The organism is Gynuella sunshinyii YC6258, from assembly GCF_000940805.1.
Classification (GTDB): domain Bacteria; phylum Pseudomonadota; class Gammaproteobacteria; order Pseudomonadales; family Natronospirillaceae; genus Gynuella; species Gynuella sunshinyii.
Window position 1 is genome coordinate 5,195,806 of record NZ_CP007142.1, and the last position, 23,804, is coordinate 5,219,609.

At 48.6% G+C, this 23,804-nt stretch carries 21 protein-coding genes; 11 read left to right on the forward strand and 10 right to left on the reverse strand.

Annotated elements, in window-relative coordinates; translation table 11 throughout:
* Positions 1 to 170: 170 nt before the first annotated feature.
* The 6 genes from YC6258_RS21760 to YC6258_RS21785 all read right to left on the reverse strand — a co-directional run bounded on the left by YC6258_RS21760 (position 171) and on the right by YC6258_RS21785 (position 6,231).
* A complete protein-coding gene (locus tag YC6258_RS21760) occupies positions 171 to 824 on the reverse strand; it encodes a response regulator (protein ID WP_082070842.1) in 654 nt (217 codons plus the stop codon).
* Positions 825 to 1,015: 191 nt separating this feature from the next.
* Positions 1,016 to 2,962 carry an acetate--CoA ligase gene (gene acs / locus YC6258_RS21765; protein WP_044618785.1) on the reverse strand — a complete coding sequence of 649 codons (1,947 nt, stop codon included), beginning with the start codon at positions 2,960 to 2,962 and terminating at the stop codon, positions 1,016 to 1,018.
* Between the two features lie 302 nt (positions 2,963 to 3,264).
* The gene (locus YC6258_RS21770) at positions 3,265 to 3,804 is read right to left on the reverse strand and encodes a sigma-70 family RNA polymerase sigma factor (protein ID WP_044618786.1); all 540 of its coding nucleotides are present in this window, start codon (positions 3,802 to 3,804) and stop codon (positions 3,265 to 3,267) included.
* Positions 3,797 to 4,648, reverse strand: coding sequence for a mechanosensitive ion channel family protein (locus YC6258_RS21775; RefSeq protein ID WP_052830474.1), 852 nt, complete (start codon positions 4,646 to 4,648; stop codon positions 3,797 to 3,799). Before YC6258_RS21775 ends, YC6258_RS21770 begins: the two co-directional genes overlap by 8 nt.
* Positions 4,641 to 4,877 (reverse strand): hypothetical protein, encoded by a 237-nt coding sequence (locus YC6258_RS21780; RefSeq protein WP_044618787.1) that lies wholly within the window; start codon positions 4,875 to 4,877, stop codon positions 4,641 to 4,643. Before YC6258_RS21780 ends, YC6258_RS21775 begins: the two co-directional genes overlap by 8 nt.
* Before the next feature lie 10 nt (positions 4,878 to 4,887).
* Complete coding sequence (locus tag YC6258_RS21785; RefSeq protein ID WP_052830475.1) at positions 4,888 to 6,231, reverse strand: magnesium transporter; 1,344 nt, start codon at positions 6,229 to 6,231, stop codon at positions 4,888 to 4,890.
* 303 nt (positions 6,232 to 6,534) lie between these two features.
* Between YC6258_RS21785 and YC6258_RS21790 the strand changes: the two genes are divergently transcribed.
* From YC6258_RS21790 to YC6258_RS21800, 3 genes are read left to right on the forward strand one after another with little or no spacing between them, the layout of a single operon-like run.
* Positions 6,535 to 7,140: an FMN-dependent NADH-azoreductase gene (locus tag YC6258_RS21790; protein ID WP_044618788.1), complete on the forward strand. Its 606-nt coding sequence runs from the start codon at positions 6,535 to 6,537 to the stop codon at positions 7,138 to 7,140.
* A 17-nt stretch (positions 7,141 to 7,157) separates the two neighbouring features.
* Positions 7,158 to 8,156, forward strand: a complete 999-nt coding sequence (locus YC6258_RS21795; protein WP_044618789.1) for a glutathione S-transferase family protein — start codon at positions 7,158 to 7,160, stop codon at positions 8,154 to 8,156.
* A gap of 5 nt (positions 8,157 to 8,161) precedes the next feature.
* Positions 8,162 to 8,785, forward strand: coding sequence for a DsbA family protein (locus YC6258_RS21800; RefSeq protein ID WP_044618790.1), 624 nt, complete (start codon positions 8,162 to 8,164; stop codon positions 8,783 to 8,785).
* On the opposite strand, the gene YC6258_RS21805 is transcribed toward YC6258_RS21800, so the two are convergent.
* Entirely contained in the window at positions 8,774 to 9,928 is a 1,155-nt protein-coding gene (locus tag YC6258_RS21805) for an SPOR domain-containing protein (protein WP_044618791.1), read from the reverse strand. The genes YC6258_RS21800 and YC6258_RS21805 overlap by 12 nt on opposite strands.
* Before the next feature lie 328 nt (positions 9,929 to 10,256).
* On the opposite strand from YC6258_RS21805, the gene lgt reads away from it, so the two are divergent.
* From lgt to glgX, 4 genes are all read left to right on the forward strand, one after another.
* The gene (gene lgt / locus YC6258_RS21810; protein WP_044618792.1) at positions 10,257 to 11,063 is read left to right on the forward strand and encodes a prolipoprotein diacylglyceryl transferase; all 807 of its coding nucleotides are present in this window, start codon (positions 10,257 to 10,259) and stop codon (positions 11,061 to 11,063) included.
* Between the two features lie 140 nt (positions 11,064 to 11,203).
* Positions 11,204 to 12,073: a protease HtpX gene (htpX, locus tag YC6258_RS21815; RefSeq protein ID WP_044618793.1), complete on the forward strand. Its 870-nt coding sequence runs from the start codon at positions 11,204 to 11,206 to the stop codon at positions 12,071 to 12,073.
* 240 nt (positions 12,074 to 12,313) lie between these two features.
* Entirely contained in the window at positions 12,314 to 14,479 is a 2,166-nt protein-coding gene (gene glgB / locus YC6258_RS21820; protein WP_044618794.1) for a 1,4-alpha-glucan branching protein GlgB, read from the forward strand.
* Positions 14,480 to 14,530: 51 nt separating this feature from the next.
* Positions 14,531 to 16,696 carry a glycogen debranching protein GlgX gene (gene glgX, locus YC6258_RS21825; RefSeq protein ID WP_044618795.1) on the forward strand — a complete coding sequence of 722 codons (2,166 nt, stop codon included), beginning with the start codon at positions 14,531 to 14,533 and terminating at the stop codon, positions 16,694 to 16,696.
* Positions 16,697 to 16,709: 13 nt separating this feature from the next.
* Here the strand turns inward: glgX and folK are convergent, their stop codons facing one another.
* From folK to tsaD, 3 genes are read right to left on the reverse strand one after another with little or no spacing between them, the layout of a single operon-like run.
* Positions 16,710 to 17,201: a 2-amino-4-hydroxy-6-hydroxymethyldihydropteridine diphosphokinase gene (gene folK / locus YC6258_RS21830; protein ID WP_044618796.1), complete on the reverse strand. Its 492-nt coding sequence runs from the start codon at positions 17,199 to 17,201 to the stop codon at positions 16,710 to 16,712.
* Positions 17,201 to 17,569, reverse strand: coding sequence for a dihydroneopterin aldolase (gene folB, locus YC6258_RS21835; RefSeq protein ID WP_044618797.1), 369 nt, complete (start codon positions 17,567 to 17,569; stop codon positions 17,201 to 17,203). Before folB ends, folK begins: the two co-directional genes overlap by 1 nt.
* A 1-nt stretch (position 17,570) precedes the next feature.
* Positions 17,571 to 18,611: a tRNA (adenosine(37)-N6)-threonylcarbamoyltransferase complex transferase subunit TsaD gene (gene tsaD / locus YC6258_RS21840; protein ID WP_044618798.1), complete on the reverse strand. Its 1,041-nt coding sequence runs from the start codon at positions 18,609 to 18,611 to the stop codon at positions 17,571 to 17,573.
* Positions 18,612 to 18,901: 290 nt separating this feature from the next.
* On the opposite strand from tsaD, the gene rpsU reads away from it, so the two are divergent.
* From rpsU to rpoD, 4 genes are all read left to right on the forward strand, one after another.
* Entirely contained in the window at positions 18,902 to 19,117 is a 216-nt protein-coding gene (rpsU, locus tag YC6258_RS21845) for a 30S ribosomal protein S21 (RefSeq protein WP_044618799.1), read from the forward strand.
* Between the two features lie 56 nt (positions 19,118 to 19,173).
* Positions 19,174 to 19,617 carry a GatB/YqeY domain-containing protein gene (locus YC6258_RS21850; protein WP_044618800.1) on the forward strand — a complete coding sequence of 148 codons (444 nt, stop codon included), beginning with the start codon at positions 19,174 to 19,176 and terminating at the stop codon, positions 19,615 to 19,617.
* A gap of 210 nt (positions 19,618 to 19,827) precedes the next feature.
* Positions 19,828 to 21,702, forward strand: coding sequence for a DNA primase (gene dnaG, locus YC6258_RS21855; protein ID WP_044618801.1), 1,875 nt, complete (start codon positions 19,828 to 19,830; stop codon positions 21,700 to 21,702).
* A gap of 177 nt (positions 21,703 to 21,879) precedes the next feature.
* Positions 21,880 to 23,739, forward strand: coding sequence for an RNA polymerase sigma factor RpoD (gene rpoD, locus YC6258_RS21860; RefSeq protein ID WP_044620293.1), 1,860 nt, complete (start codon positions 21,880 to 21,882; stop codon positions 23,737 to 23,739).
* Positions 23,740 to 23,804: the final 65 nt, after the last annotated feature.

Sequence of the window (23,804 nt, forward strand, 5' to 3'; positions counted from 1 at the left end):
AGCGACAACCGTGCCAATTTTTAACATATTGATTTTAAAGGGTTTTATTGAATTACATGACCAATAACACAAAAAAAGGACAAAACAGGCTGACTCATTGGGTCAGTCTGTTACCTAAATGCGATAATTAATTAAACGAACGCGGGAAAGCGGAAAACCACCAGGCAACCTTAGAAAGCGCCCGTGTTCTCCGGCAGTTTCAACTTGGATGCGGCTATAACGGCCTGAGTTCTGTTTTGTACACCCAACTTACGAAAAATGGCAGTAATATGGGCTTTTACAGTGGCTTCTGAAATATTGAGATCGTAGGCAATCTGTTTATTCAGACGCCCTTCGGTTAAATGCATCAGAACTTTGAACTGCTGGTCAGTCAGTGTCGCCACCCGATCAGAAAAATCCTTTTCTTCCAATGGCAACCTTTCGAGTTCAGCCTTTATGGCTGCCGGGACCCAACAATCCCCTTCCAACACAGCGTTGATTGCCTCAATGATTTGTTCAGCCGGACAGCTTTTGGGAATAAAACCACTGGCACCATATGCCAGAGCACGCTGGATAACCAAAGGATCCTCCATTGCAGATATCACCACAATAGGCACTGAGGCATAACATTCACGCAGATGAATCAAACCAAAAAAACCATCGCTTCCTGGCATATTCAAATCCAGCAACAACAGATCCGGCTCACCGTCTGTCTCTATTAACTCTTTGGTGGTGGTAATGGAATCGGATGTAAGTATCCGGTCTCTGGGAAATCCTCTCTTCAGTGCCGTCGTTAAAGCATCACGAAACAAAGGATGATCATCAGCTATTAAAAAAATCGCCATAGTCATGTCATCGGTTATTGTTTTTATCGTCCCAAGAACAACAAGGACCCGGATAAGTGGCTGCTCTGTCTGACTTCGAGTATTCCGGATCTACACATCTGGACAGAAACAGCGTTCTGACTTGGCATCTTAGACTTACATAGCTTCTGGCACAAGCAGCGTACTGTCATGCCAGATGTTTTTGCCGGAGATCAGAGATTCCGACGATTATCAATGAGCTCATCCACCACGGACGGATCTGCCAATGTGGAGGTATCACCCAACTCACCATACTCATTTGCCGCAATCTTTCTGAGAATTCGACGCATGATTTTACCTGAGCGTGTTTTTGGTAACCCCTGAGTCCATTGAATCAGATCAGGTGACGCAATGGGGCCAATTTCTTTTCGCACCCAGGCAATCACCTCTTTGGTCAGATCCTCATCCGGATACACACCTTCCATCGGCGTGACATACACATAAATACCCTGCCCTTTGACATCATGGGGATATCCCACCACTGCGGCTTCGGCTACTGCCGGGTGTGAAACCAGGGCACTTTCAATTTCCGCAGTGCCCAGGCGATGGCCGGATACGTTCAACACGTCATCGACACGACCAGTAATCCAGTAGTAACCATCTTCGTCTCTGCGAGCACCATCACCGGTAAAGTACAAACCTTCATAAGTACTGAAATATGTCTGGATGAAACGCTCATGATCACCATATACCGTACGCATCTGGCCAGGCCACGAGTCCGTGATCACCAGATTACCTTCAGCCGCTCCCTCTAAAAACTGACCGTTTGAGTCAACCAACGCAGGTTGAATCCCAAAAAACGGACGGGTGGCCGATCCTGGCTTGAGATCTGTGGCACCAGGCAATGGCGTAATCAATGCGCCGCCGGTTTCAGTCTGCCACCAGGTATCCACAATCGGTGACCGGGATTCACCAAATTTCTCGTAATACCATTTCCAGGCTTCCGGATTGATCGGCTCACCAACCGTACCCAGTAAACGTATTGACTGCCGGCTACTGGATCCTGTCGCCACATCACTATTGGCCATCAGGGTACGAATGGCCGTTGGCGCGATGTATAGAATGTTCACCTGATGTTTGTCGACAATCTGACCAACCCGTCCGGTATCAGGATAAGTTGGGATACCTTCAAACATCAGTGTTGTCGCACCGTTCGCCAGCGGTCCATAGACGATATAAGTATGCCCGGTTACCCAGCCGACATCTGCTGCACACCAGTAAACTTCACCAGGACGATAATCAAACACGTACTGATGAGTCAGTGATGCATAAACGAGATAACCACCCGTCGTATGAAGAACACCTTTCGGTTTGCCAGTAGAGCCGGAAGTATAAAGAATGAACAGTGGATCTTCTGCATTCATCGGTTCAGGTTCGCACTCTGCCGGCTGACTATTAACGGCATCGTGGTACCAGGTGTCACGACCAGACTTCATGTCTACTTTTCCGTCAGTCCGCTTGACCACCAGGACATTTTCCACACATTCAATGGACGGATGTTCCAGCGCTTTGTCCACATTTCCTTTCAACGGAATGGCTTTAGAGCCCCGCAGCCCCTCATCCGCAGTAATCACCAGTTTAGATTCACAGTCGATAATACGTCCCGCCAGTGCCTCTGGAGAAAAACCACCGAACACAACGGAATGCACAGCACCAATCCGGGCGCAGGCAAGCATGGCAAATGCTGCCTCAGGAATCATGGGCATGTACAGAGTGACCCGATCACCCTTAGTCACTCCCATGGACTTCATTGCATTAGCCAGTTTGCACACATGCTCATGCAACTGCCGGTAAGTGATTTTTTTATCGACCGAGGGATCATCACCTTCCCAGATAAGAGCTACGTCATCTCCACGCGTTTCCAGATGACGATCAATACAGTTGTAGGCAACATTGGTCACACCATCGCCATACCAGCGAATGTGCAGGTTATTCTTGTCATAACTGACGTCTTTGACTTCGGTATAAGGTTTGTACCAATCAATACGCTGGCCCATCTCCCGCCAGAACCCCTCGTTATCCTCCACCGATTGCTGATACATCTTCAGATAAGTGTCGTTATCCGCGTATGTATTGGCTTTTGCTGCGGCCGGAACCGGATAAATAGCTGATTCAGACATGTTCTACCTCTCTAGATTATTGTTGTAATGCGTCCTGACAAACTAACTTAATTGTTACATGTTCTTTGTTGTTATTGTGATGTCTTGCAGATTATCAATTGTCGACAGGATTACTGAATTAGACCTTGGTCGGGCGAAGTTTCGCTTGATATGCAGAAAGCCAGTTATTCACCTGTCAGAAATACAGCGATATGCCTGTCAATTCTGTAGTCACAGGTCCCAAATCCTGACACCCAACACAGCAAAACATTTAATATTCGAGGGAATAGAAGATAAAAAAACCAGACAAACCAGCAGTTCTATCAGGAATCATCTGTCTGTCTGGCTTTGATTTTTTCAAGCGAGCGATAAAACTTCATCTTACAGGCACTGAGTTTCAATCCCGCTATTTCGGCAATATCCTTCAACTCCATTTCAGCCACAAACCGCAAGGACAGAATCTGCCGCTCCTGATAGTTAAGCCCTTCGATTAATCGGCCAAACTCATCATCATGGTGATCAAACTGATGTTCGTAGCTTTCAGGTGCTTCACGTGCCCACAAGTCCTTGAAACGGGCCTCACGCTTGATTTTGTCATGCCGGGTATTACAGCGATTGATGGTAATCGCCGTTAACCAGGTCTTAAAGGCAGATTCTTTTTTAAACCCGGGCAAGGATTTATACACCCTTACCAATACCTCCTGAAGAACGTCATGACTTTCGTCTGCATCCTTCAACGAGGCATAAATCAGCCGGTATAAATACGGTTGATAGCGCTGCATCAGTATCTGATAGGAACGACTGTTATAGGGCAGTTCCTGCTGAGCCCGGTCTACCAACACTTCATCAGATAGATCAGTCACTATTAGGCGATGCTACTTTAATCAGTTTATAAGTTGACTGAATCAATTGCTCATTCGGGATGCTCAGCAAAGACTCATCGTCAAGGCGAATAAAGGTTTTCAAGGTGCTGACCTCTTCAACCACTCCACGTTGTCCGTCAATTTCTATTTCATCACCGACATTCAATAACTCCCGAACATAAACACCAGAGACAATGGCCTTGGAAAGATGTTTGGTAGCCAGTCCCAGAGACAGCGACGCTGCCAGTGCAAATGCTGACAGGGTAATAATGATGACCGCATTGAGCAGTGCGGTTTCAATATCCAGTTCCCCGATGGCCAGAGAAACTACGATAATAATGATACCGGCATAGGCCAGCTTGCCCAGATTGCGGCTATATTCCAGGCCAACTCCGTGAGCAGCGGTTTCCACCAGCCCCTGTATGAACTGAGCAATAAACAGTCCAACTGCAATAATGACCAGTGCCGCCAGTACTTTAGGAAAATACAACAGCATTTCGTTGAGCGCAGAGCTCACTTTGTCCAGCCCCAAGACTTCAACCGATAACACGATGAACAGCAGAATAATCACCCAGAAGAAGACCAGACCAACCAACTCAGGTACTTTTCGTCTGATGCGGGCGCGGCGCAGGGCTCTGGTGACGCCAATCGTATCCGCAAGGCGGCTGACCCCTAGTTTATCCACAACACTGGTAATCACTTTATGAGCCAGACGAGCCAGAAAATAACCAACCACCATGAGTAAAATCGCCCCGGCAATATTGGGCATAAATGAGACGATTTTCTGCCAGGCTCCGGAAATGGTTCCCAACATGGGGCCGGTGGAATTGAGTGCTTCATTCATGATAATTATTCTCCCGTAACTTACTTCCCACTGATGCCGGATTTATTGCTGTCAACATTACAGCAACCGCTCCCCGGCCGAGCATGGTTACAATATCCATCACACCGCGCTGACGGTTGGCAGTATGCGATGCACTGACAATCTGATCGGCTACATCAAGCCGCTCAATACTGTGCTGAAACAGGCCCTTGATCTCCTGTTCCAGCTTGTCTTCACCCGAATGGTTCAAGTCATACCCCTCAAATCAATAACAACGTCGCCGTACCCAGAAAAGCGAAAAACCCAACAACATCCGTTACTGTCGTTAAAACCACCGATCCAGCCAGAGCCGGATCGATTTTCATCCGGTCCAGAATGACCGGTACCAGAATACCGGCGCAGGCTGCCGCCAGTACATTAATCCAGATGGCAATTGCAATTACAAAAGATAATCCCGGATTACCAAACCACCATGACACCACCACACCGATAATCAATGCCCATATCAAACCATTGACCAGTCCAATACGAACTTCTTTATGGGCCAGCAGAGTCAGGTTGGCATTATTGATCTGACCGGTAGCCAATCCGCGTATAGTCAGGGTCAGGGTCTGACTGCCGGCAATTCCTCCCATACTGGCCACAACCGGCATCAGCACAGCCAACGCAACAATTTTTGACAACGCCAGCTCAAACAAACCTATAACCCAAGAGGCCGCCAGCGCAGTAATCAGATTAATTCCCAACCAGACAGTCCGCCTGGCTACAGAAACCTTAACCGGGGCAAACAAATCCTCGTCATTCATACCGCCCTGGGCCAGCAGTTGGTTTTCATAGTAATCCACTGCCAGTTCCAGCGCTTCACGAATAGTGATCCGTCCCAGCAGCTCATGCTGTTCATTGACCACCGGCATCATTGCAAAGCCGGAACTTTTCATATCCAACGCGGCTTCGCCATAATCCTGGTCAGCCAGCAGCATATGTTTTTCATCGAGATCTGACAGTTCTGATAACGCCTGCCTTGCGGGTGCTGACTGTAATATCTCCAGATCAACACTGCCTTTGAAAATGCCTTTGTCGTCCACAAGCAGCAGCCGATCGGTGTACTCAGGCACCTGTTGCTGCTTTAACGCTGTCCGGGCCATCGCCGCAGTCGCTTCCGGCGTAACAGTCAATACCGCCCTGGAAACATAACGACCAATTTTCCGATCGGTATAGGACAGTGCCTTATGAACCAGTTCCTGTTCGTCAGAGTCGAGACGTTTTATGGCACGCAACAACACGTGACTGGGCATCATCCCCAGGACTTCAACCAAGTGTTCTGATGAAGTCGATTCAGCCAGATTGTACAGCTCATTGGTACTGAGCTGCTCAATCAGCCGCCGCCGTACGTCATCATTTGTGACGGCCAGCACATCTCCACGCAATTCCAACGGTATTTCCTGGAACAACCCAAGACGGTGGTCCGGGTACATCCCTTCGATAAAAAAAGCCCAGTCATTAGAACTGAACCCCGGTGTCTCCAACGGAAGAGCCGGTACACCCTCAGCAAACTGATCTAACAGCCAGCCGAGCAAAGATTCTCTTAAATCCGGATTAACCATAAACAGGTTCCTTAATTCTTTATGGTTGACTGATGTCGGTCGTGACCACAATTGGAACGCAACTTAATACCTCGAAGCTCGTATCATCCGTTTGATACCGGGACATACGATTGGGTTGGACCACCACACACAGGCTGAGGCCACATTCCGACGATGGCAGATCCATCATTCATACACCACATCTGCTGATATTCATTTTTTTTTAATGACACCTTCAGATTGTTTCTCTTTTTTTGTACCTGAGATATTTAAGACAATGCCCGTCAACAAATCAGTGTAACAACGTTTTTTTTGGAGAGTAACATGGCAACTTTATTACAGATTAATTCTGGTGTTTTTTCAGATAACTCCCAGTCCAGCAAACTGGCTAATCAAATTGTCTCTACCTGGGCCGCCAAGAACCCTGAAGGTGCAGTCGTCAAACATGACCTGACCTCTTTCGAAATTCCCCATCTCGACAGCGCAACCATTGGTGCTTTTTTTACACCTGCAGACCAGCGCAGTGATGAGCAGAAACAAGCTGTGGCCCTGTCTGATCAGCTGATCGCTGAAGTAAAGGCAGCCGATATCATCGTGGTTGGTGTACCAATGTACAACCTGTCAATTCCTTCTCCATTAAAAGCCTGGATAGACCACATCTGCCGTGCCGGCGAAACCTTCAAATACAACGAACAGGGTCAACCCGTTGGTTTGGTAGGAGACAAAAAAGTCATCATCGCAGCCGCACGTGGTGGTCTTTATGAAGGTTCTGCGTACGATACCCAGACTGAGTGGCTGAAGCACATTTTTGGCCTGATCGGCATCACCAGTCTCGAATTCGTCTACGCTGAAGGCTTGGCAATGGGCGAAGAAAAAGCCAAAGAAGGATTTGCAAACGCTGAACAGCGTATTGAATCACTGGCAATCTAATTAAACCGGAGTAAGTCATGGGCCTGTTAGTAAAAGGTGAATGGAAAGATCAATGGTATGACACCGATACCAGCGATGGCGAGTTCATCCGCTCCAAGGCCCAGTTCCGCAACTGGGTTACCGCAGATGGTAACCCAGGCCCTGATGGCCGGGGAGGCTTCAAAGCCGAATCCGGGCGTTATCACCTGTATGTATCGCTTGCCTGCCCCTGGGCACACAGAACCCTGATATTCAGAAAGCTGAAACAACTCGACGATCATATTTCAGTATCTGTGGTACACCCGGACATGCTTGAGCACGGCTGGAGTTTTGATGGCGATCCAAACGCCACTTTTGGTGTTGAAATCAAAGATCATCTGTTTAACAGCCAGCACTATTACGAAATTTACACTCGCGCCGACGAGCGCTATTCCGGCAGAGTAACCGTACCGGTTTTGTGGGATAAACAGAACAACACCATTGTCAGCAATGAATCGTCTGAGATTATCCGCATGTTCAATTCTGCGTTTAACCACCTGACCGATGATCAGCAGGATTTCTATCCGCCACACCTGCACGACTTGATCGACCGTTTTAACGAACGCATCTACGATACCGTCAATAATGGTGTCTACCGGTGTGGCTTTGCGACCACTCAAAGAGCCTACGAAGAGGCATACAGCAAGCTGTTTGATTCTCTGGACTGGTTGGAAACACACCTCACCACATCTCACTATCTCTGCGGCAACGACCTGACCGAAGCTGACTGGCGTCTGTTCACCACTTTGCTGCGTTTTGACCCTGTATACTACAGTCACTTTAAATGCAACAAACTGCGGATCAGTGATTATCCGAATCTGTCTGCCTACATGCGGGAACTATTTCAGTTGCCTGGCATCAGTGACACATTCAACCTGGAGCACTGTAAAAGACACTACTATTACAGTCACAAGACCATCAATCCGACTCAAGTAGTTCCTGTCGGGCCAGAAATTGATTATTTTGCCCCCTTTGATCGCCACCAGTTGCAAGCTTGACTGACATGCCCGAATCAAAACTTATTTATATCATGGACCCAATGTGCAGCTGGTGTTTTGCCTTTGCTGATCCACTGAAACAGTTACAAAAACAGACCGGACTGGATACAGAGTGGATCATGGGAGGCCTGGCAGAGGACAGTGATGAGTCCATGAATACGGAAATGCAGTCTACGATTGCAGGATATTGGCGCAAAATCTCTGAACTCACCGGGGTAACCTTTAATCACGACTTTTGGACCCACAATACTCCGAGGCGATCGACCTACCCATCCTGCCGGGCAGTGATAGCGGCGGAAAAAATGTCCAAAGGAATGAGTCAGACAATGGCCGAAGCTGTTCAACAGGCTTACTTTCAAGCTGCTGAGAATCCTTCGGACATTGATACATTGATTAAGTGCGCGGAAAGGATAGGGCTCAATCCTGACCTGTTTCTGAAAACAATAACAGCAGGAGAAGTTGAAACAACATTGCAGCAACACTTGCACCTGGTACAACAATGGGGGATTCAAGGATTCCCGGCCTTGCTCATGACCAGGCAACAAAAAGCAGTGCCACTGGCAATGGGATATTGCTCAACTGAAGAACTGCTCACCCATTACCAGAAAGCGTTGACACTATTGCAATAAGTTTTTTCTGACAAATGCTCTTAACTGATAACCGTCCTGCTTGAGGCTTTTAGCCAGTAAAACAGTTTGTTCTTTACTGGTGAATGGCCCGAGAAAAAGCTTTTCAGTCCCATCAGAATCACTAATAAACCAATCAGAACCGGATATTTTCTGGCCAATTCCGGTCATGACCCTGGCGACTTTGGCATCTTGCAATTCTATATAGTAGTAAGGTCCGGTTGCCGGCAAGACAGAATGAATAGGAGGCTTATACTCTGAGCTTTCCAGTCGCCCGGATTTACGGAAAAAAGCCATTTTGGAGAGAGAGTTTTTCAAACCGGCGATACTGTCTCGGTTAGACAGCGGACCGATGAAAATACGGTGCCCGGACTCATACGATGTTGCGGTCAACGGCACACCAAGAGCCAACAATTGTTTGTTGGTAAAATAGCTGACCGTTGCTTTATCAGAATCTGTCACACCGAGATGAATAAAATAATGACTACCCGATTTTAACGCGGTAAATGGCTTGATATTAGTGGCCTGAGCCGTTTGGGTTTTGGCCTTTTCAGGTTTTTGGGTTTTCTCTGCTTTCGGTTTTGGCGTCCTTGGCTTGACTGAAGCGGCCCCTCCCCAACCCTGTTGAATACCCAGTGCTACCTGCAGACGCTGATCTTCTTCAAAGCCAGTCAAACTTTCCGCCCGCAACTGTAACAGCCAGGTAGGAGATACGGAGTAATCAGCTGAAAGGCCATAACGGATACCCATCGTTCCGATATCCACCAACGTCTTATCCGTCCCATCCAACACCACATCAGCCAGTGAATTTTGAATGCCCAGAGAAGGACCGACAGCGACACGCCCAAACTTCAAAAACGGCCAATCTACACCAATATCTGAATACAACAACGCATGCTCAACATCGATTCCATCATAATCGTATTGCAGGCTGGGCAGATACTGGACAGTTGCATCAAACCTGGGCCCAACACCGGTTGTATTTCCAAACACCAGACCAACCCCAACCCCAGGCGTACCATTTGAAATGTCGGAATAGGTGACCTGCCCCTTCACACCAACGCCCACACCTCCAATAGATGCAGCTCCAACGGATACAGAAGCAGCAGAAAACAATAATACCAGGACGCAGGAGTTGGTTTTCACAGTTATATTCCTTTTATAACACAGCAAATTGAGCAGCATAGACTGCAGTCAGGATAGTTATCCGGTTACTTATCCCTTAAACAATAAGCAGATAAACAACCATCGACATAAAACCAGAGAGCACAATATATGAAAGCTGTCAGAGCGCCAATGACGAAATCTGAATGTTGAGATTGATTTCTAAAAAAAGCTGCTCTTAAATCGATCGCGGCCAAATTAAGCGGATTGACTCCCCCTCTGAATTAGAAAATGTCTTTGAACTGTCATTGTTGTAACCCGATTGTGCAGTTAAGATTCCGGCCATTCAAACCTACCAAAAGGCTCCGCAATGCTTACCTACCCGAAAATTGACCCTGTCCTGATTCACATCGGCCCTGTGTCCGTCCACTGGTATGGAGTGATGTATCTACTTGGGTTTGTCGCCGGCCTGTGGCTTGCCAAGACCAGAGCCCGCAAATCAGGCAGCGGCTGGACAGTCGATCAGGTCGATGACCTGCTGGTTTATATCGTACTTGGAATCATCCTCGGCGGACGCATGGGTTATGTTTTTATCTACCACATCGACCTGTTTTTTCAGAACCCCCTGTATCTGTTTAAGATCTGGCAGGGAGGCATGTCTTTCCATGGCGGATTCATAGGCGTCACCGTTGCATTATGGCTGTTTGCCCGTAAACACAACAAAAAATGGATTGATGTTGGCGATTTCACAGCACCTCTCATCCCCCCTGGACTCGCCTTTGGCCGACTAGGCAACTTTATCAATGGTGAGTTATGGGGAAGAACCACAGATGTTCCCTGGGGCATGATTTTCCCGAATGCCGGAGACCTGCCCAGACACCCCAGTCAACTTTACCAGTTCGCTGGAGAGGGAGTGTTGCTATTTATACTAATGTGGTGGTTCAGCTCCAAACCTCGACCACGATATGCTGTTACAGCAATGTTCATGATCGGTTATGGTGCTTTCAGGACAATGGCAGAGTTTTTCCGCCAACCAGACGATCAACTGGGTTTTCTGGCGTTTGATTTTCTGACCATGGGTATGCTGCTGTCTGTTCCCATGGTGATCATTGGCACGATCCTAATGATCTATGCCTACCGAAAAGGAGAATTACATCAAAAACCGAACAAATTATAACCAGAGTGAGACAATATATGATGTTTTGTCTCAACTGTGTCAAACCTGAGTAAAACACTCTGGAGCCTTATTGCGACAGTCTCATTTAACCGTTATCTAATATCCGCCTTCAAGTTTGTTATGAGAAACAACTGATATTTATGATGCGCTCTGTCTTATTTCTGGCAACCAACCTCGCGGTTGTCCTAACGTTCGGTGTATTCCTGAACATCATTCTTCCGGCACTGGGTATCCAGACCGGAAATATGATGGGTTTACTCATATTCTGTATGCTGTTTGGAGTTGGCGGCTCGTTTATTTCGCTCATGCTGTCGAAAAAAATGGCCTTGATGTCTGTTGGCGGCAAAGTCATTGACACCCCCCAGAACAGCGAAGAACGCTGGCTTGTCAACACCGTAGCCCGGTTGGCAAAACAGGCCGGTTTACCCATGCCCGAAGTCGCGTTATACCAATCACCGGATATCAATGCTTTCGCCACAGGTTCTGGTAAAGACAAATCCCTCGTGGCGGTCAGTACCGGGCTGCTACACAGTATGAATCAGGATGAAAGAGAAGCTGTACTCGCACACGAACTCAGTCATATAGCCAATGGTGATATGGTGACAATGGCACTGATTCAAGGAGTTTTGAACACTTTCGTAATGTTTTTTGCACGTATCGTGGCAGAAATTATCAGTAATGCAGTCAGAAGTAATAATCAAAGTGGGGAAGGTCTTGGTTTTCTTGCCAGGATGGGCATCATTTTCGTCATGGAAATGGTGTTTGGACTGATTGCCAGCGTCATCGCCATGTGGTTTAGCAGGCAACGGGAATACCGGGCGGATGCCGGAGCTGGATGTCTGGTTGGAAAAGAAAAGATGATCGCCGCTCTGCAGCGTCTGAAACAAAGTCAGCCATCACATCTTGAAGGTCAATTAACCGCATTCGGCATTATTGGCCGGCCACGGGATCTGCTTTCCTCACATCCTAGTCTGGATGATCGTATCCGGGCGCTACAGTCAGCATCCTGATATCCATGCCGTGGAACATGCCTGAAAGATCAGTTCCACGGCTTCTTATTGTAATTTTCGATTTCCGTTTCGCCTTGCGATATTTTTTGCAATCCCTCCTATTTACGAGCACCACTCACGTCAGCCAACCCGCAGATAATCTATTCCATTCACCGAAAGTTACGTTACTATCGTGTCAGGGAAGCAAAATAACAACGCAGACGCCTGATGACTTGGGCCGACGCTACATGTGGGGTTTTTATGCATCTGATTAAAGATTTGGAAGCGGCACTGATAGCATGTCCATTTGATATTCTCGGCTGGCAACAGCATCAGGGGGTCGATCTTATTCGAGCCTGGATCCCCGGAGCTCAAAGCATCGCTATTAGCTCTCTGGAAGAACATAGTGAACAAATGGAGATGCAGGAATTGGGCGAAGGAGGATTATTCGAATTACCCTGGCTTGGTAATAAACCCAAATTCACCTATCGACTACACATTACCCGCTCAGATACCTCCTTCTCCATTATCGACCCTTATCAGTTCAAAGATCGCAGTTTTCAGGATTTTCCGCAGGACGAAGACCACATCTATCACAATATGGGGGCGCAGCTTTGTCAGGCTCAGGGGGTGGACGGTCAGACTGTCGAGGGTGTCAGATTCGCGCTTTACGCTCCTAATGCCAGGGCTGTCAGCGTAGTGGGCAACTTCAATGACTGGGATGGCAGACGCACTCCTATGGCCAGCGGTAATGACGGAATATGGCGCCTGTTTATCCCTGCCCTTCAGGCAGGAGATCTCTACAAATACGAACTCAAAAACCAACAGGGGCATCTGCTGCCACTCAAATCAGACCCTGTCGGTTTTTACCATGAGCAATATCCTTCATTTGCTTCTGTGGTAACCGACCACTCCAGCTATCAGTGGCGGGATCAAAAATGGCAGCAACGACCGCTACCGGTCTGGAAAGAAACCCCCATTTGCGTTTATGAAGTTCATGCCGGCAGCTGGAAACACCATAAAGGCCAACCCCTTAGCTGGCTGGAACTCAAAGATCAATTGATCCCTTATGTCGTGGAGATGGGCTTTACCCATATCGAGCTGCTTCCGGTCATGGAATACCCTTACGATGGTTCCTGGGGGTATCAGCCCCTTGGATTGTTCGCACCAACCAGCCGATTTGGCACCGTAGACGACTTCAAAACCTTTGTCGATGCCTGTCACCAAGCTGAAATCGGCGTCATTGTCGACTGGGTTCCAGCACATTTCCCATCCGATGCCCATGGTCTGGCAAGGTTTGATGGCACCCCTCTTTATGAATATGAAGATCCTCGTCGAGGCTGGCATCCCGACTGGAATTCCTACATTTATGATTTCGGTCGCAAGACTGTCTGCGATTTTCTGATCAGCTCTGCAGTCGCCTGGTGCGATCTTTTTCATGTCGATGGCATCCGGGTCGATGCCGTCGCCTCAATTCTGTATCTGGATTATTCCCGCGAAGAAGGAGAATGGATTCCTAACATCCATGGTGGAAATCACAACTACGAAGCCATTAATTTTATTCGGCGTTTCAATAGTGCCGTTTACGGCCACTTCCCCAAAGCGTTCACCGTGGCCGAAGAATCAACATCATTTGATGGTGTCAGCCGGCCTGTCCATAACGGCGGTCTTGGATTTGGCTTCAAATGGAATATGGGGTGGATGCATGACACTCTGGAGTACATGAAGCACGAACCCATACATCGGAAATACCATCACAACGAAATCTCCTTCCCAATGGTTTATGCCTATAGCGAAAACTACATACTGCCACTCTCACACGATGAGGTAGTGCATGGCAAAGGATCGATTATCGGTAAAATGCCCGGAGACGAATGGCAGCAGACTGCCAATCTGCGGGCTTATTATGCATTCATGTACTGCCATCCCGGGAAAAAACTTAATTTCATGGGTAATGAATTTGGCCAGGTAGGAGAATGGCAGCACCAGCACAGTCTTGACTGGCACATTCTGGAGTTTGACCGTCATCATGGCATACAAAAACTGTTTAAAGATCTAAACCACCTGTATCGCACTGAACCGTCACTTTATCGACTAGACAGCGACCCTTCAGGATTTCAGTGGCTTAACTATGGCGACGCAGATGCCAGTGTTATCAGCTTTATGCGGTTTGATCATAATCGTCAGGGGCCCCTCATCGTTATCGCAAACTTTACTCCGGTTCCCCATGAACGTTATCGCCTGGGGGTTCCGGAATCTGGATCCTATCAACTGATATTCAACTCAGATGCCAAAGAATACTGGGGCAGCGGTTTCGATACCGGCATAGACTACATGGCTGATGAGATCGCTCAGGACGATCAACAGTTTTCCATTGAAGTCCGTTTACCCCCCCTGGCAACTATAGTTATCAGAAAGCAACCTTAAATCACGGCCGGATCGACCGCTGATAATCGGGCAAGAGAGAATATTGGCATTATGACGATCACTTACGCGCACACCATCACCCAGGGGAAACTCAAACCCCTGGGTGCGACTCTGAATCATGTGGGATGCAACTTCGCTGTCCATGCCCCCTGGGCCACAAAAGTTGAACTGTGTTTATTCAATAATGAAGACAGTGAGACCGAACGATTGGTTCTGCCCAGTAGAACAGGCTCCATCTGGTATGGTTTCGTTCCGGGGATACAAGCCGGACAACGTTATGGTTATCGGGTACACGGCACATTTGCACCTGGTCGCGGGATGATGTTCAATCCCAGTAAATTGCTGATCGACCCATATGCTCACGCCTTGTCAGAGCCCTGTGCATTTGGCAGTCTGCAATTCGGCTATGATCGCAAACACCCTCATTCGATTAAAAAGTGCACCAAGGATTCCGCCAAGCAAATTCCCAAATCAGTGGTTGTTGATCATGAATTTGACTGGCAGGGAATCACCAAGCCCGGGCACAGTTGGAACGATACCATCCTGTACGAAACCCATGTTCGCGGCATCACCAAACAATTTACTCAGATTCCGGAAGAAATCCGGGGCACCTATCTCGGGATGGCCCATCCAGCGACCGTAGCCTATTTAAAACTGCTCGGAATTACCGCCGTACAACTGATGCCGATATATGCGTTTGTATCTGAAGAGCGCCTTAATAACCTTGGCCTATCCAACTACTGGGGCTACAACCCGGTCAACTTTTTCTCACCTGATCCCCGCTATGCATACAAAGATGCAGTGACCGAGGTAAAAACTCTCGTCAGAGAGCTTCACAAAGCCGGAATTGAAGTCGTTCTGGATGTAGTCTACAACCATACAGCGGAAGGCAATACGTCAGGCCCGACCTACAGTTTCCGTGGAATGAACCGGGGCTTCTATCGTACCCAACCTCATGATCGTACTCAGTACGTCGATTACAGCGGCTGCGGTAATACCCCCAACATATATCGAACCTCCGTGCTGCGCATGGTTATGGACAGCATGAGACACTGGATCACCCACTATCACATTGATGGATTCAGGTTTGACCTGGCTGCAGCCCTGGGACGAGAACAATGGGATTACAACAAATCATCCTCATTTTTCAAAACCATTGCCCAAGACCCGATCCTGACCGACATCAAACTGATTGCCGAACCCTGGGATATCGGCATGGGAGGTTATCAGCTGGGTCAGTTTCCTGAGCAATGGTATGAATGTAATGACAAGTTCCGTGATACCGTGCGTTCATTCTGGCGGGGTGATCAGGGAAAACTGCCTGACTTTGCCACCAGAATGATGGGGAGTCGGGACATCTTCCGTAAAGGTGCCCGGGAGACCTCCACCAGTCTGAATTTTATTACCTACCACGACGGTTTCACCCTTGAAGATCTGGTGAGTTACAACTTTCGTCACAACCATGACAACATGGAAAACAACAATGATGGGCACGGCAACAATATCAGCGCCAACTACGGTATAGAAGGTCCGACCACTAACCCCCAGATCAGACATCTTCGTGCCCGGCAAAAACGCAACATGATCGCAACCCTTATGCTGTCTCAGGGCAGCGTTCATTTTCTTGGCGGTGATGAAATCAGTCGAACCCAACATGGCAACAACAATGCATATTGTCAGGATAACGAAATCAGCTGGTACGACTGGAAACTCAATATTGAAGAACTGCGTATGCTGGAGTTTGTACGCCAGATGATCAATATTCGTAAAGCTTCAACCTTGCTGGGAGATCTGGTCCTTAATCCGGAACAGAGCGAACACGAACCGGTTACCAGCGACGAAGTTCACTGGTTTCGTCCAGATGGCGAAGCGATGAGCATAGCTGACTGGCATAATCCAACCATGAACTCCATCACCGTACTGCTCTCTACCAGTATTGTCAGCTTTAGCAAAGATGTTCTGAAGGAGTGCCAGGAATGTTTTTTACTACTCATTAACGCCGGTCGGACAAAACAGACATTTACGATACCGGCCAGTCCGGCAGGTGGATGGAAAATGGTGTTCAATACGGCTGAAAACGATGGCCTTCGGCCTCCGGCCTGGTGTTTGATCAATGATCAGATTGACTTATGCGATCATTCCCTGACCTTGCTAAGCCATCCAAACTGGGTTGCCGGCACAACCTATGAGCCCCTTGACCTTATCCATGAAGGTTGATGAGCACACTTGATCAAGGCCAGTTAAACGCCACCTGCAACAATGGCTGACGGCTCTGATCATAGCTTTTCCATAAATCCGCATAACTGATCCGACTATGCGGATGTATTGCTGTCGGAGCCAGGTCCGACAACGGTTTTAAGACGAACGCGCTGGTCAGGATTTCTGCTCTTGGCAAGGTGATACCATCAATGTCACCCACAACATCACCATAAGTCAGGATATCGATATCGAGCGTTCTGGCACTGAAGCGGGCCATCGAGCGATCACGCCCATGCAAATCCTCAATGGCCTTTAACTGCCGGCTCAACTCACCGCAACCAATCGTGACATCCACAGCCACCACCAGATTCAGAAAATCATCACCCTCAAATCCTACTGCAGCACTTTCATAAACCGGCGACAAATCCAGCCTGCCAAAATGTTCACGCAGCATGTTCAGGCCACTGGTCAGATGACGATAACGATCAATATTACTGCCCAGACTCAAATACACACGAACCATTACTGCGCCTCCACCTGACCATAATTCCGGTAAATCTGCACACCAACAGTCTGCGCGGCTTTAACTGCACCCGGTTTATACAGTGTCAGCAGAACACCAGGAACAGCAAACTCTTCATGAATCAGTCTGGCAGTTTCTTCTGCCAGGGTTTCAATCAATCCGTATTGAGAGGCACCAATAAACGCCAGCAACCGCTGGCTCAAGCGGTCATAATCCAGTGCTAGACTCAAATCATCATGACGGGCAGCCGGGCGATTATCCCAATCCAGTTCAATATCAAGAACGAGCTTTTGGGTAATACCCCGTTCCCAATCATAAACCCCGATCACCGCCTCAACTTCCAGGCCCTTGATGAGCACCTTATCCACGTTATACCTCTCTGACTGCAGGAACCTGTAATTCGGTTAACGGCCAACGGGCCCGGGGGCGAACGGCCAGATCAGTACACTCGCCAGCCATGAGACGCCTGGTTCCGGCATACGCAATCATAGCGCCATTATCGGTACAGAATTCCACTCTTGGATAAAACAACCGACTGCGCTGCTTAACAGCCATCTCAGCCAGTTTTTCGCGCAAACGCAGATTGGCACTGACACCACCGGCAATCACCAGTGTTTTATGGCCGGTATGCTGGAGTGCCCGACGACATTTGATCGCCAGTGTATCGACGACAGCTTCCTGAAAAGCCCACGCCACATCCGCCATATCCTGTTCGGCCACGACTTCGTCCACCGCCAACGCGGCGATCTGTACCCGAACAGCAGTCTTCAAACCACTGAAACTGAAATCCATTCCAGGACGATCCACCATCGGCCTGGGAAACACAAAACGGTCCGGATTACCCTGCTGTGCCAGTTTGCCAAGCAATGGTCCTCCCGGATAAGGCAACCCCATCATCTTGGCGGTTTTATCAAACGCTTCACCTGCCGCATCATCCAGAGTTTCACCCAGCAAGGTATAGGCACCGATGCCCTCAACATTGATCAACATGGTATGCCCACCACTGACCAGCAATGCCACAAACGGAAAATCCGGACCATCCTCCTCCAATAAAGGCGCCAGCAGATGTCCTTCCATATGATGTACGCCGATTGCGGGCACGTCCCAGGCGAGTGCCAGCGAACGTCCGACCATGGCCCCGACCATCAACGCACCAATCAACCCCGGCCCTTCGGTATAGGCGACGCCATCAACATCGCCCCAGGCCAGGCCGGCCTCGGCAAAACATCCCCGGATCAACCCGGGCAACTTGCGAATATGATCGCGACTGGCCAGCTCTGGTACGACTCCGCCGAACTCGGCATGCATGTCGATTTGGCTGTATAACTGATGAGCCAGCAAGCCCTGCTCACTGTCATAAATGGCGACGCCGGTTTCGTCACAACTGGATTCTATGCCCAATACCCGCATTGGAACCTCGTCTGTTAATCAGGGCGGGCATAATAATCGCGCCATCTCAGACATTAAAGCGTTTATCGTGTTGAACCCATGATTTGATGAACATCACAACCCTTAATTATCATTCTGTCAGAGAAATCTGACAGGAACCGTACAACTCAGCTTTACTTAATCGCAGCAGATCAGTAAAATCCGCCCCCCTTGGTCTGCGCATCCCTGTCGATACCCGCAAGGTATCAATGCGATAACACCAAGGAACTCACTCATTAAATTAATTTGGTTGATCAACAAAGGTTTATTGAATGCCAAGCGTAAAAGTTAAAGAAAACGAACCATTTGACGTTGCCCTGCGTCGTTTCAAACGCTCCTGTGAAAAAGCAGGTGTTTTATCCGAAGTTCGCCGTCGTGAATTCTACGAAAAACCAACCTGGGTTCGTAAACGCAAAGCTGCAGCTGCTGTAAAGCGTCACCAGAAAAAACTGAGCCGCGAAAACCGTCGTTTACAGCGTCTCTACTAACAGTTCGATCTGTTAGCAATAGGTAATACCTTAATAACTTCCACACGGAGTCCGGCATGAGTCTTAAAGAAAGACTACAGGAAGAAATGAAGTCAGCCATGCGGGCGAAAGACAAAGAACGTCTTTCAACCATACGCCTGATGCTGGCTGAATTGAAACGCGTGGAAGTGGACGAAAGAATTGAGCTGTCAGATGAACGCATTTTGGCCATACTGGACAAAATGCAGAAACAGCGCCGCGACTCGATAAGCCAATTCGAGCAGGCGGAGCGCGAAGATCTGGCCGCTAAAGAAAGATCCGAACTGGAGGTGATCGCTGAATTCCTGCCCGAACCGTTGGGCGAGGCTGAACTCAATGCGCTGATAGATGCAGCCATTGCAGAAGTCGGTGCCAGTTCCATGGCTGATATGGGTAAAGTTATGGCACTGGTAAAACCAAAGGCTCAAGGTCGTGCAGACATGAGTGAAATCAGCAAGGCGGTGAAAGGCCGCCTTGCCTGAATCTTCCCATCCTGGAGTAATATCCTCATCCTGATGCTTCATCAGGTTTAAGATGTGATCGGTTATAGATCTAAGAATCCTTTGCCAGATAAACTACTACTGGCATTTTTGTGATGCCGAGTTGTCGTCCACCTTTCATGATCGATTACAAAATGAAAACAAAGTTTTTCCGTTGTATCCTGTCCGATTTAACCTTGCACCGTTCCGTTTATGAGCAGCGGTAGAATCCCACAAAGCTTCATTGATGACGTATTGGGCCGGGTCGACATCGTCGACGTGGTTGGTTCGCGCGTCAAACTCAAAAAGTCCGGGAAAAACTACATGGGCCTGTGCCCGTTTCATCATGAAAAATCCCCCTCTTTCAGCGTTAACTCAGACAAGCAGTTTTATCACTGTTTTGGATGCAGCGCCGGCGGTGATGCCATTCAGTTTCTGATTGATTATGAACGCCTGGATTTCACTGCGGCCGTAGAAGAACTGGCCCGCTTTGTCGGTATGGAAGTGCCTCGGGAAGAGAGCCCACAACAACGGGAACAGCACAAACTTCAGGGCCAGTTATATGAAGTCCTGAAACGGGCTGGTGAAATTTATTACCAGAACCTCAAAGACCATGAACACCGCCAACAGGCGGTGAATTATTTGAAAAACCGGGGATTAAGCGGCCAGATCGCCAAACATTTTCAAATTGGTTTTGCACCTGAAGGCTGGCAACGCCTGAAAGAGCAACTGCTCAAAGAAAACCATAGCAACGAACAACTTTTGCTTGCCGGGCTAACGGTTGAATCGGAACAGGGCACCCAGTACGACCGCTTCCGCAACCGCATTATTTTCCCGATCCGTGATGCCAGAGGCAGAACAATAGGTTTTGGGGGACGGGTTCTGAATGATGACAAACCCAAATACCTCAATTCCCCCGAAACACCGGTATTTCATAAAGGTCAGGAATTGTACGGCCTGTATGAAGCCAAACAGGCCAAAGGCAAACTTGAACGTATTCTGATTGTCGAAGGCTACATGGATGTCGTTGCACTTAGTCAGCATGGTATCCACTATGCGGTTGCCACACTCGGAACATCCACCAGCGATACCCATCTGCAACGACTGTTCAAACTGGTTGATGATGTTACGTTTTGCTTTGATGGCGATGCCGCAGGTCGTAACGCCGCCTGGCGGGCGCTGGAGATAGCGATCAACCACTTACAGGATGGTCGTCAGATCCGGTTCTTATTCCTGCCAGATGGAGAGGATCCGGATTCACTGATACGGAAGGAAGGTCCAGAACAATTTGCCCTGCGAATTCGTGAAGCAACACCACTAATCGACTTCCTGTTCAACAAAATCAGAGAAAACATCAACATCAACACTCTGGATGGCAAGGCCAGTTATGCCAAGCAGCTACTGGGCTGGCTGGATCAGTTACCAGGCAAGAGCCTGATCCGCGCGCTGGCGACCACGCGTCTGGCAGATATTACCGGATTGGCCGAAGAAACCCTGAAATCACTGACTGCCACCAAACCCGAACAAACTGCGGACCCAGTCAGAGAAGTGAATCAGCCGCAAACCCAGGAGCAGGCTTTTGTACCTGCCAAAAATACTCGCGTTGATTTATTTGAGGTGAATCATAAACCCAAAAAATCCGCGCTCAATCAGGCCCAAAAGTTAGTTGCCAACCTGCTCAGACAACCACGACTGGCCAGAGATCTGAAACTTCCCGACGACTTCCAAAACACCACTGATGTCGACACCCAGTTGCTACTACAAGTTATCGAGCTACTGAACCAGGCACCGGCCGAACACCTCAAAAATCCCTACCTGACCTGTGACTGGCTGCACAACCAGGGGCTGGACAAAATTCTCCGACACATAGAAAACTCCGATTACTTCTGGCTGGTGAAATACAAGAAGCCAGAGGAACAGACTGGCTGGGTGGAATCGGAATTACAAAAAAATCTGCAGGATTTACAAGAAAAATTGCCGGATAAGGAGTATCTGCACTTGAAAAACCGCATCACACACCATAGTTCTGAGGTCACGGAAGAGGAACGCAATCGCTACAAAGAACTGTTGGTTCAACGTAAGCGCTGAGGGCTATGACCCAGGACACTTCTGGCTGAGAGAAATCATAATCCAGCCACTCCACCGGCATTCCATGTTCGCCAGTTTAATATTTTCAACTGGAAAATGAACCAGAAAAAACGTTATAATGCGCGGCTAAATTTTTCCCTTCCGATTTCATTAACCAAACATGGATCCACAGTTTATATGGCGGATAAGCAAAAACAGCAGTCACGCCTCAAGGTTCTGATTGCCCGGGGTAAAGAGCAAGGTTACCTTACCTACGCCGAAGTGAACGACCACTTGCCGGATGATATAGCCAGCCCGGAACAAGTGGAAGAAATCATTCAAATGATCAACGACATCGGCATTCAGGTGTTTGAGCAGGCACCCGATGCTGACCAGCTCATGATGGAAGGCGCCTCGTCACCGGCCGATGACGATGACGCAAGTGAAGAAGCTGCAGCCGCACTTGCAGCGGTAGAGTCCGATACCGGTCGTACCACTGACCCGGTACGCATGTACATGCGAGAAATGGGTACGGTCGAACTGCTGACCCGCGAAGGCGAAATTGTTATCGCCAAACGTATCGAGGAAGGTCTGCGTGATGTCATGCAGGCGCTGGCCCTGTTCCCGGGTAACGTCGAACAGATTCTGGCCGCCTATGCCATGTCACAGGAAGAGGAAGGGCGGCTGTCAGACGTTCTCGTCAGCTTTCTGGACCCGGATGACAACAGCAGCATTGCTGTACCTGTCACAGATGACTCTCAGGATGACATTGCCAGCGAAGATGATGATGACATCAGTACTGACGATGACGACGATGACACCACCACCACGGATGAAGAAGAAGATGTCGGCATCGATCCCGAATACGCCAAAGAGCGCTTTAATGAGCTTGCGAATATCTATAAGCAATGCAATTCGATTATCGAAAAACACGGTCGTGCATCCAAAGAAGCCGGTGTAGCCCTCAAAGAACTCGGTGAAATTTTTGCTCCGTTCAAGCTCGCACCCAAACAGTATGATGACATTATGCTGCGGACCCGTGGCGCAATGGCGATTATTCGCGAGCAGGAACAGAAGTTCCTGGAGATCTGTGTTCGTAAAGTCAAAATGCCGAGAAAAGAGTTTCTGTCCGGCTTTATTGGCAACGAAATGAATGAGGAATGGTTGGAAAGTCTGCTCAACAACCCTGCCTACGAAGATGCCCTGGTACGCTACGAAGTGGAACTGCGCCGGGCACAGCGAAAATTACGACAATTGCAGGACAAAGTCGGTCTCAGCATTGCTGAAATCAAAGACATCCACCGCAGTATCTCCATTGGTGAGGCCCGTGCACGCCGCGCCAAGAAAGAAATGGTGGAAGCCAACCTGCGTCTGGTCATTTCCATCGCCAAAAAATACACCAACCGCGGCCTGCAGTTCCTGGACCTGATTCAGGAAGGTAACATCGGTCTGATGAAAGCCGTGGACAAGTTCGAATATCGCCGTGGTTATAAGTTCTCCACATATGCGACATGGTGGATTCGTCAGGCCATTACCCGTTCAATTGCCGATCAGGCCAGAACGATCCGTATTCCGGTTCACATGATCGAAACGATCAACAAACTGAACCGTATCAGTCGTCAGATGCTGCAGGAAATGGGACGCGAACCCACACCGGAAGAATTGTCCGAACGCATGGATATGCCGGAAGACAAAATCCGCAAGGTGCTGAAAATTGCCAAAGAACCTATTTCTCTGGAAACGCCAATTGGTGATGACGAAGATTCCAGCCTGGGCGATTTCATCGAAGACGGTTCCATGGACAGCCCGGTGGATACTGCTACCGGTTCAAGCCTGGAAGAGTCAACTCGTGAAGTACTGGCTGGCCTGACGGCTCGTGAAGCCAAGGTACTCAGAATGCGTTTTGGTATCGATATGAACACTGACCACACCCTTGAGGAAGTGGGCAAACAGTTCGACGTAACCCGTGAACGTATTCGCCAGATTGAAGCCAAGGCACTGAGAAAACTCAGACACCCAAGCCGCAGCGATCACCTGCGCAGCTTCCTGGACGAGTAATACGGTTAGATCAATAACCCATACGGAAAAAAGCCGGCTATATAAGCCGGCTTTTTTATGCCTGA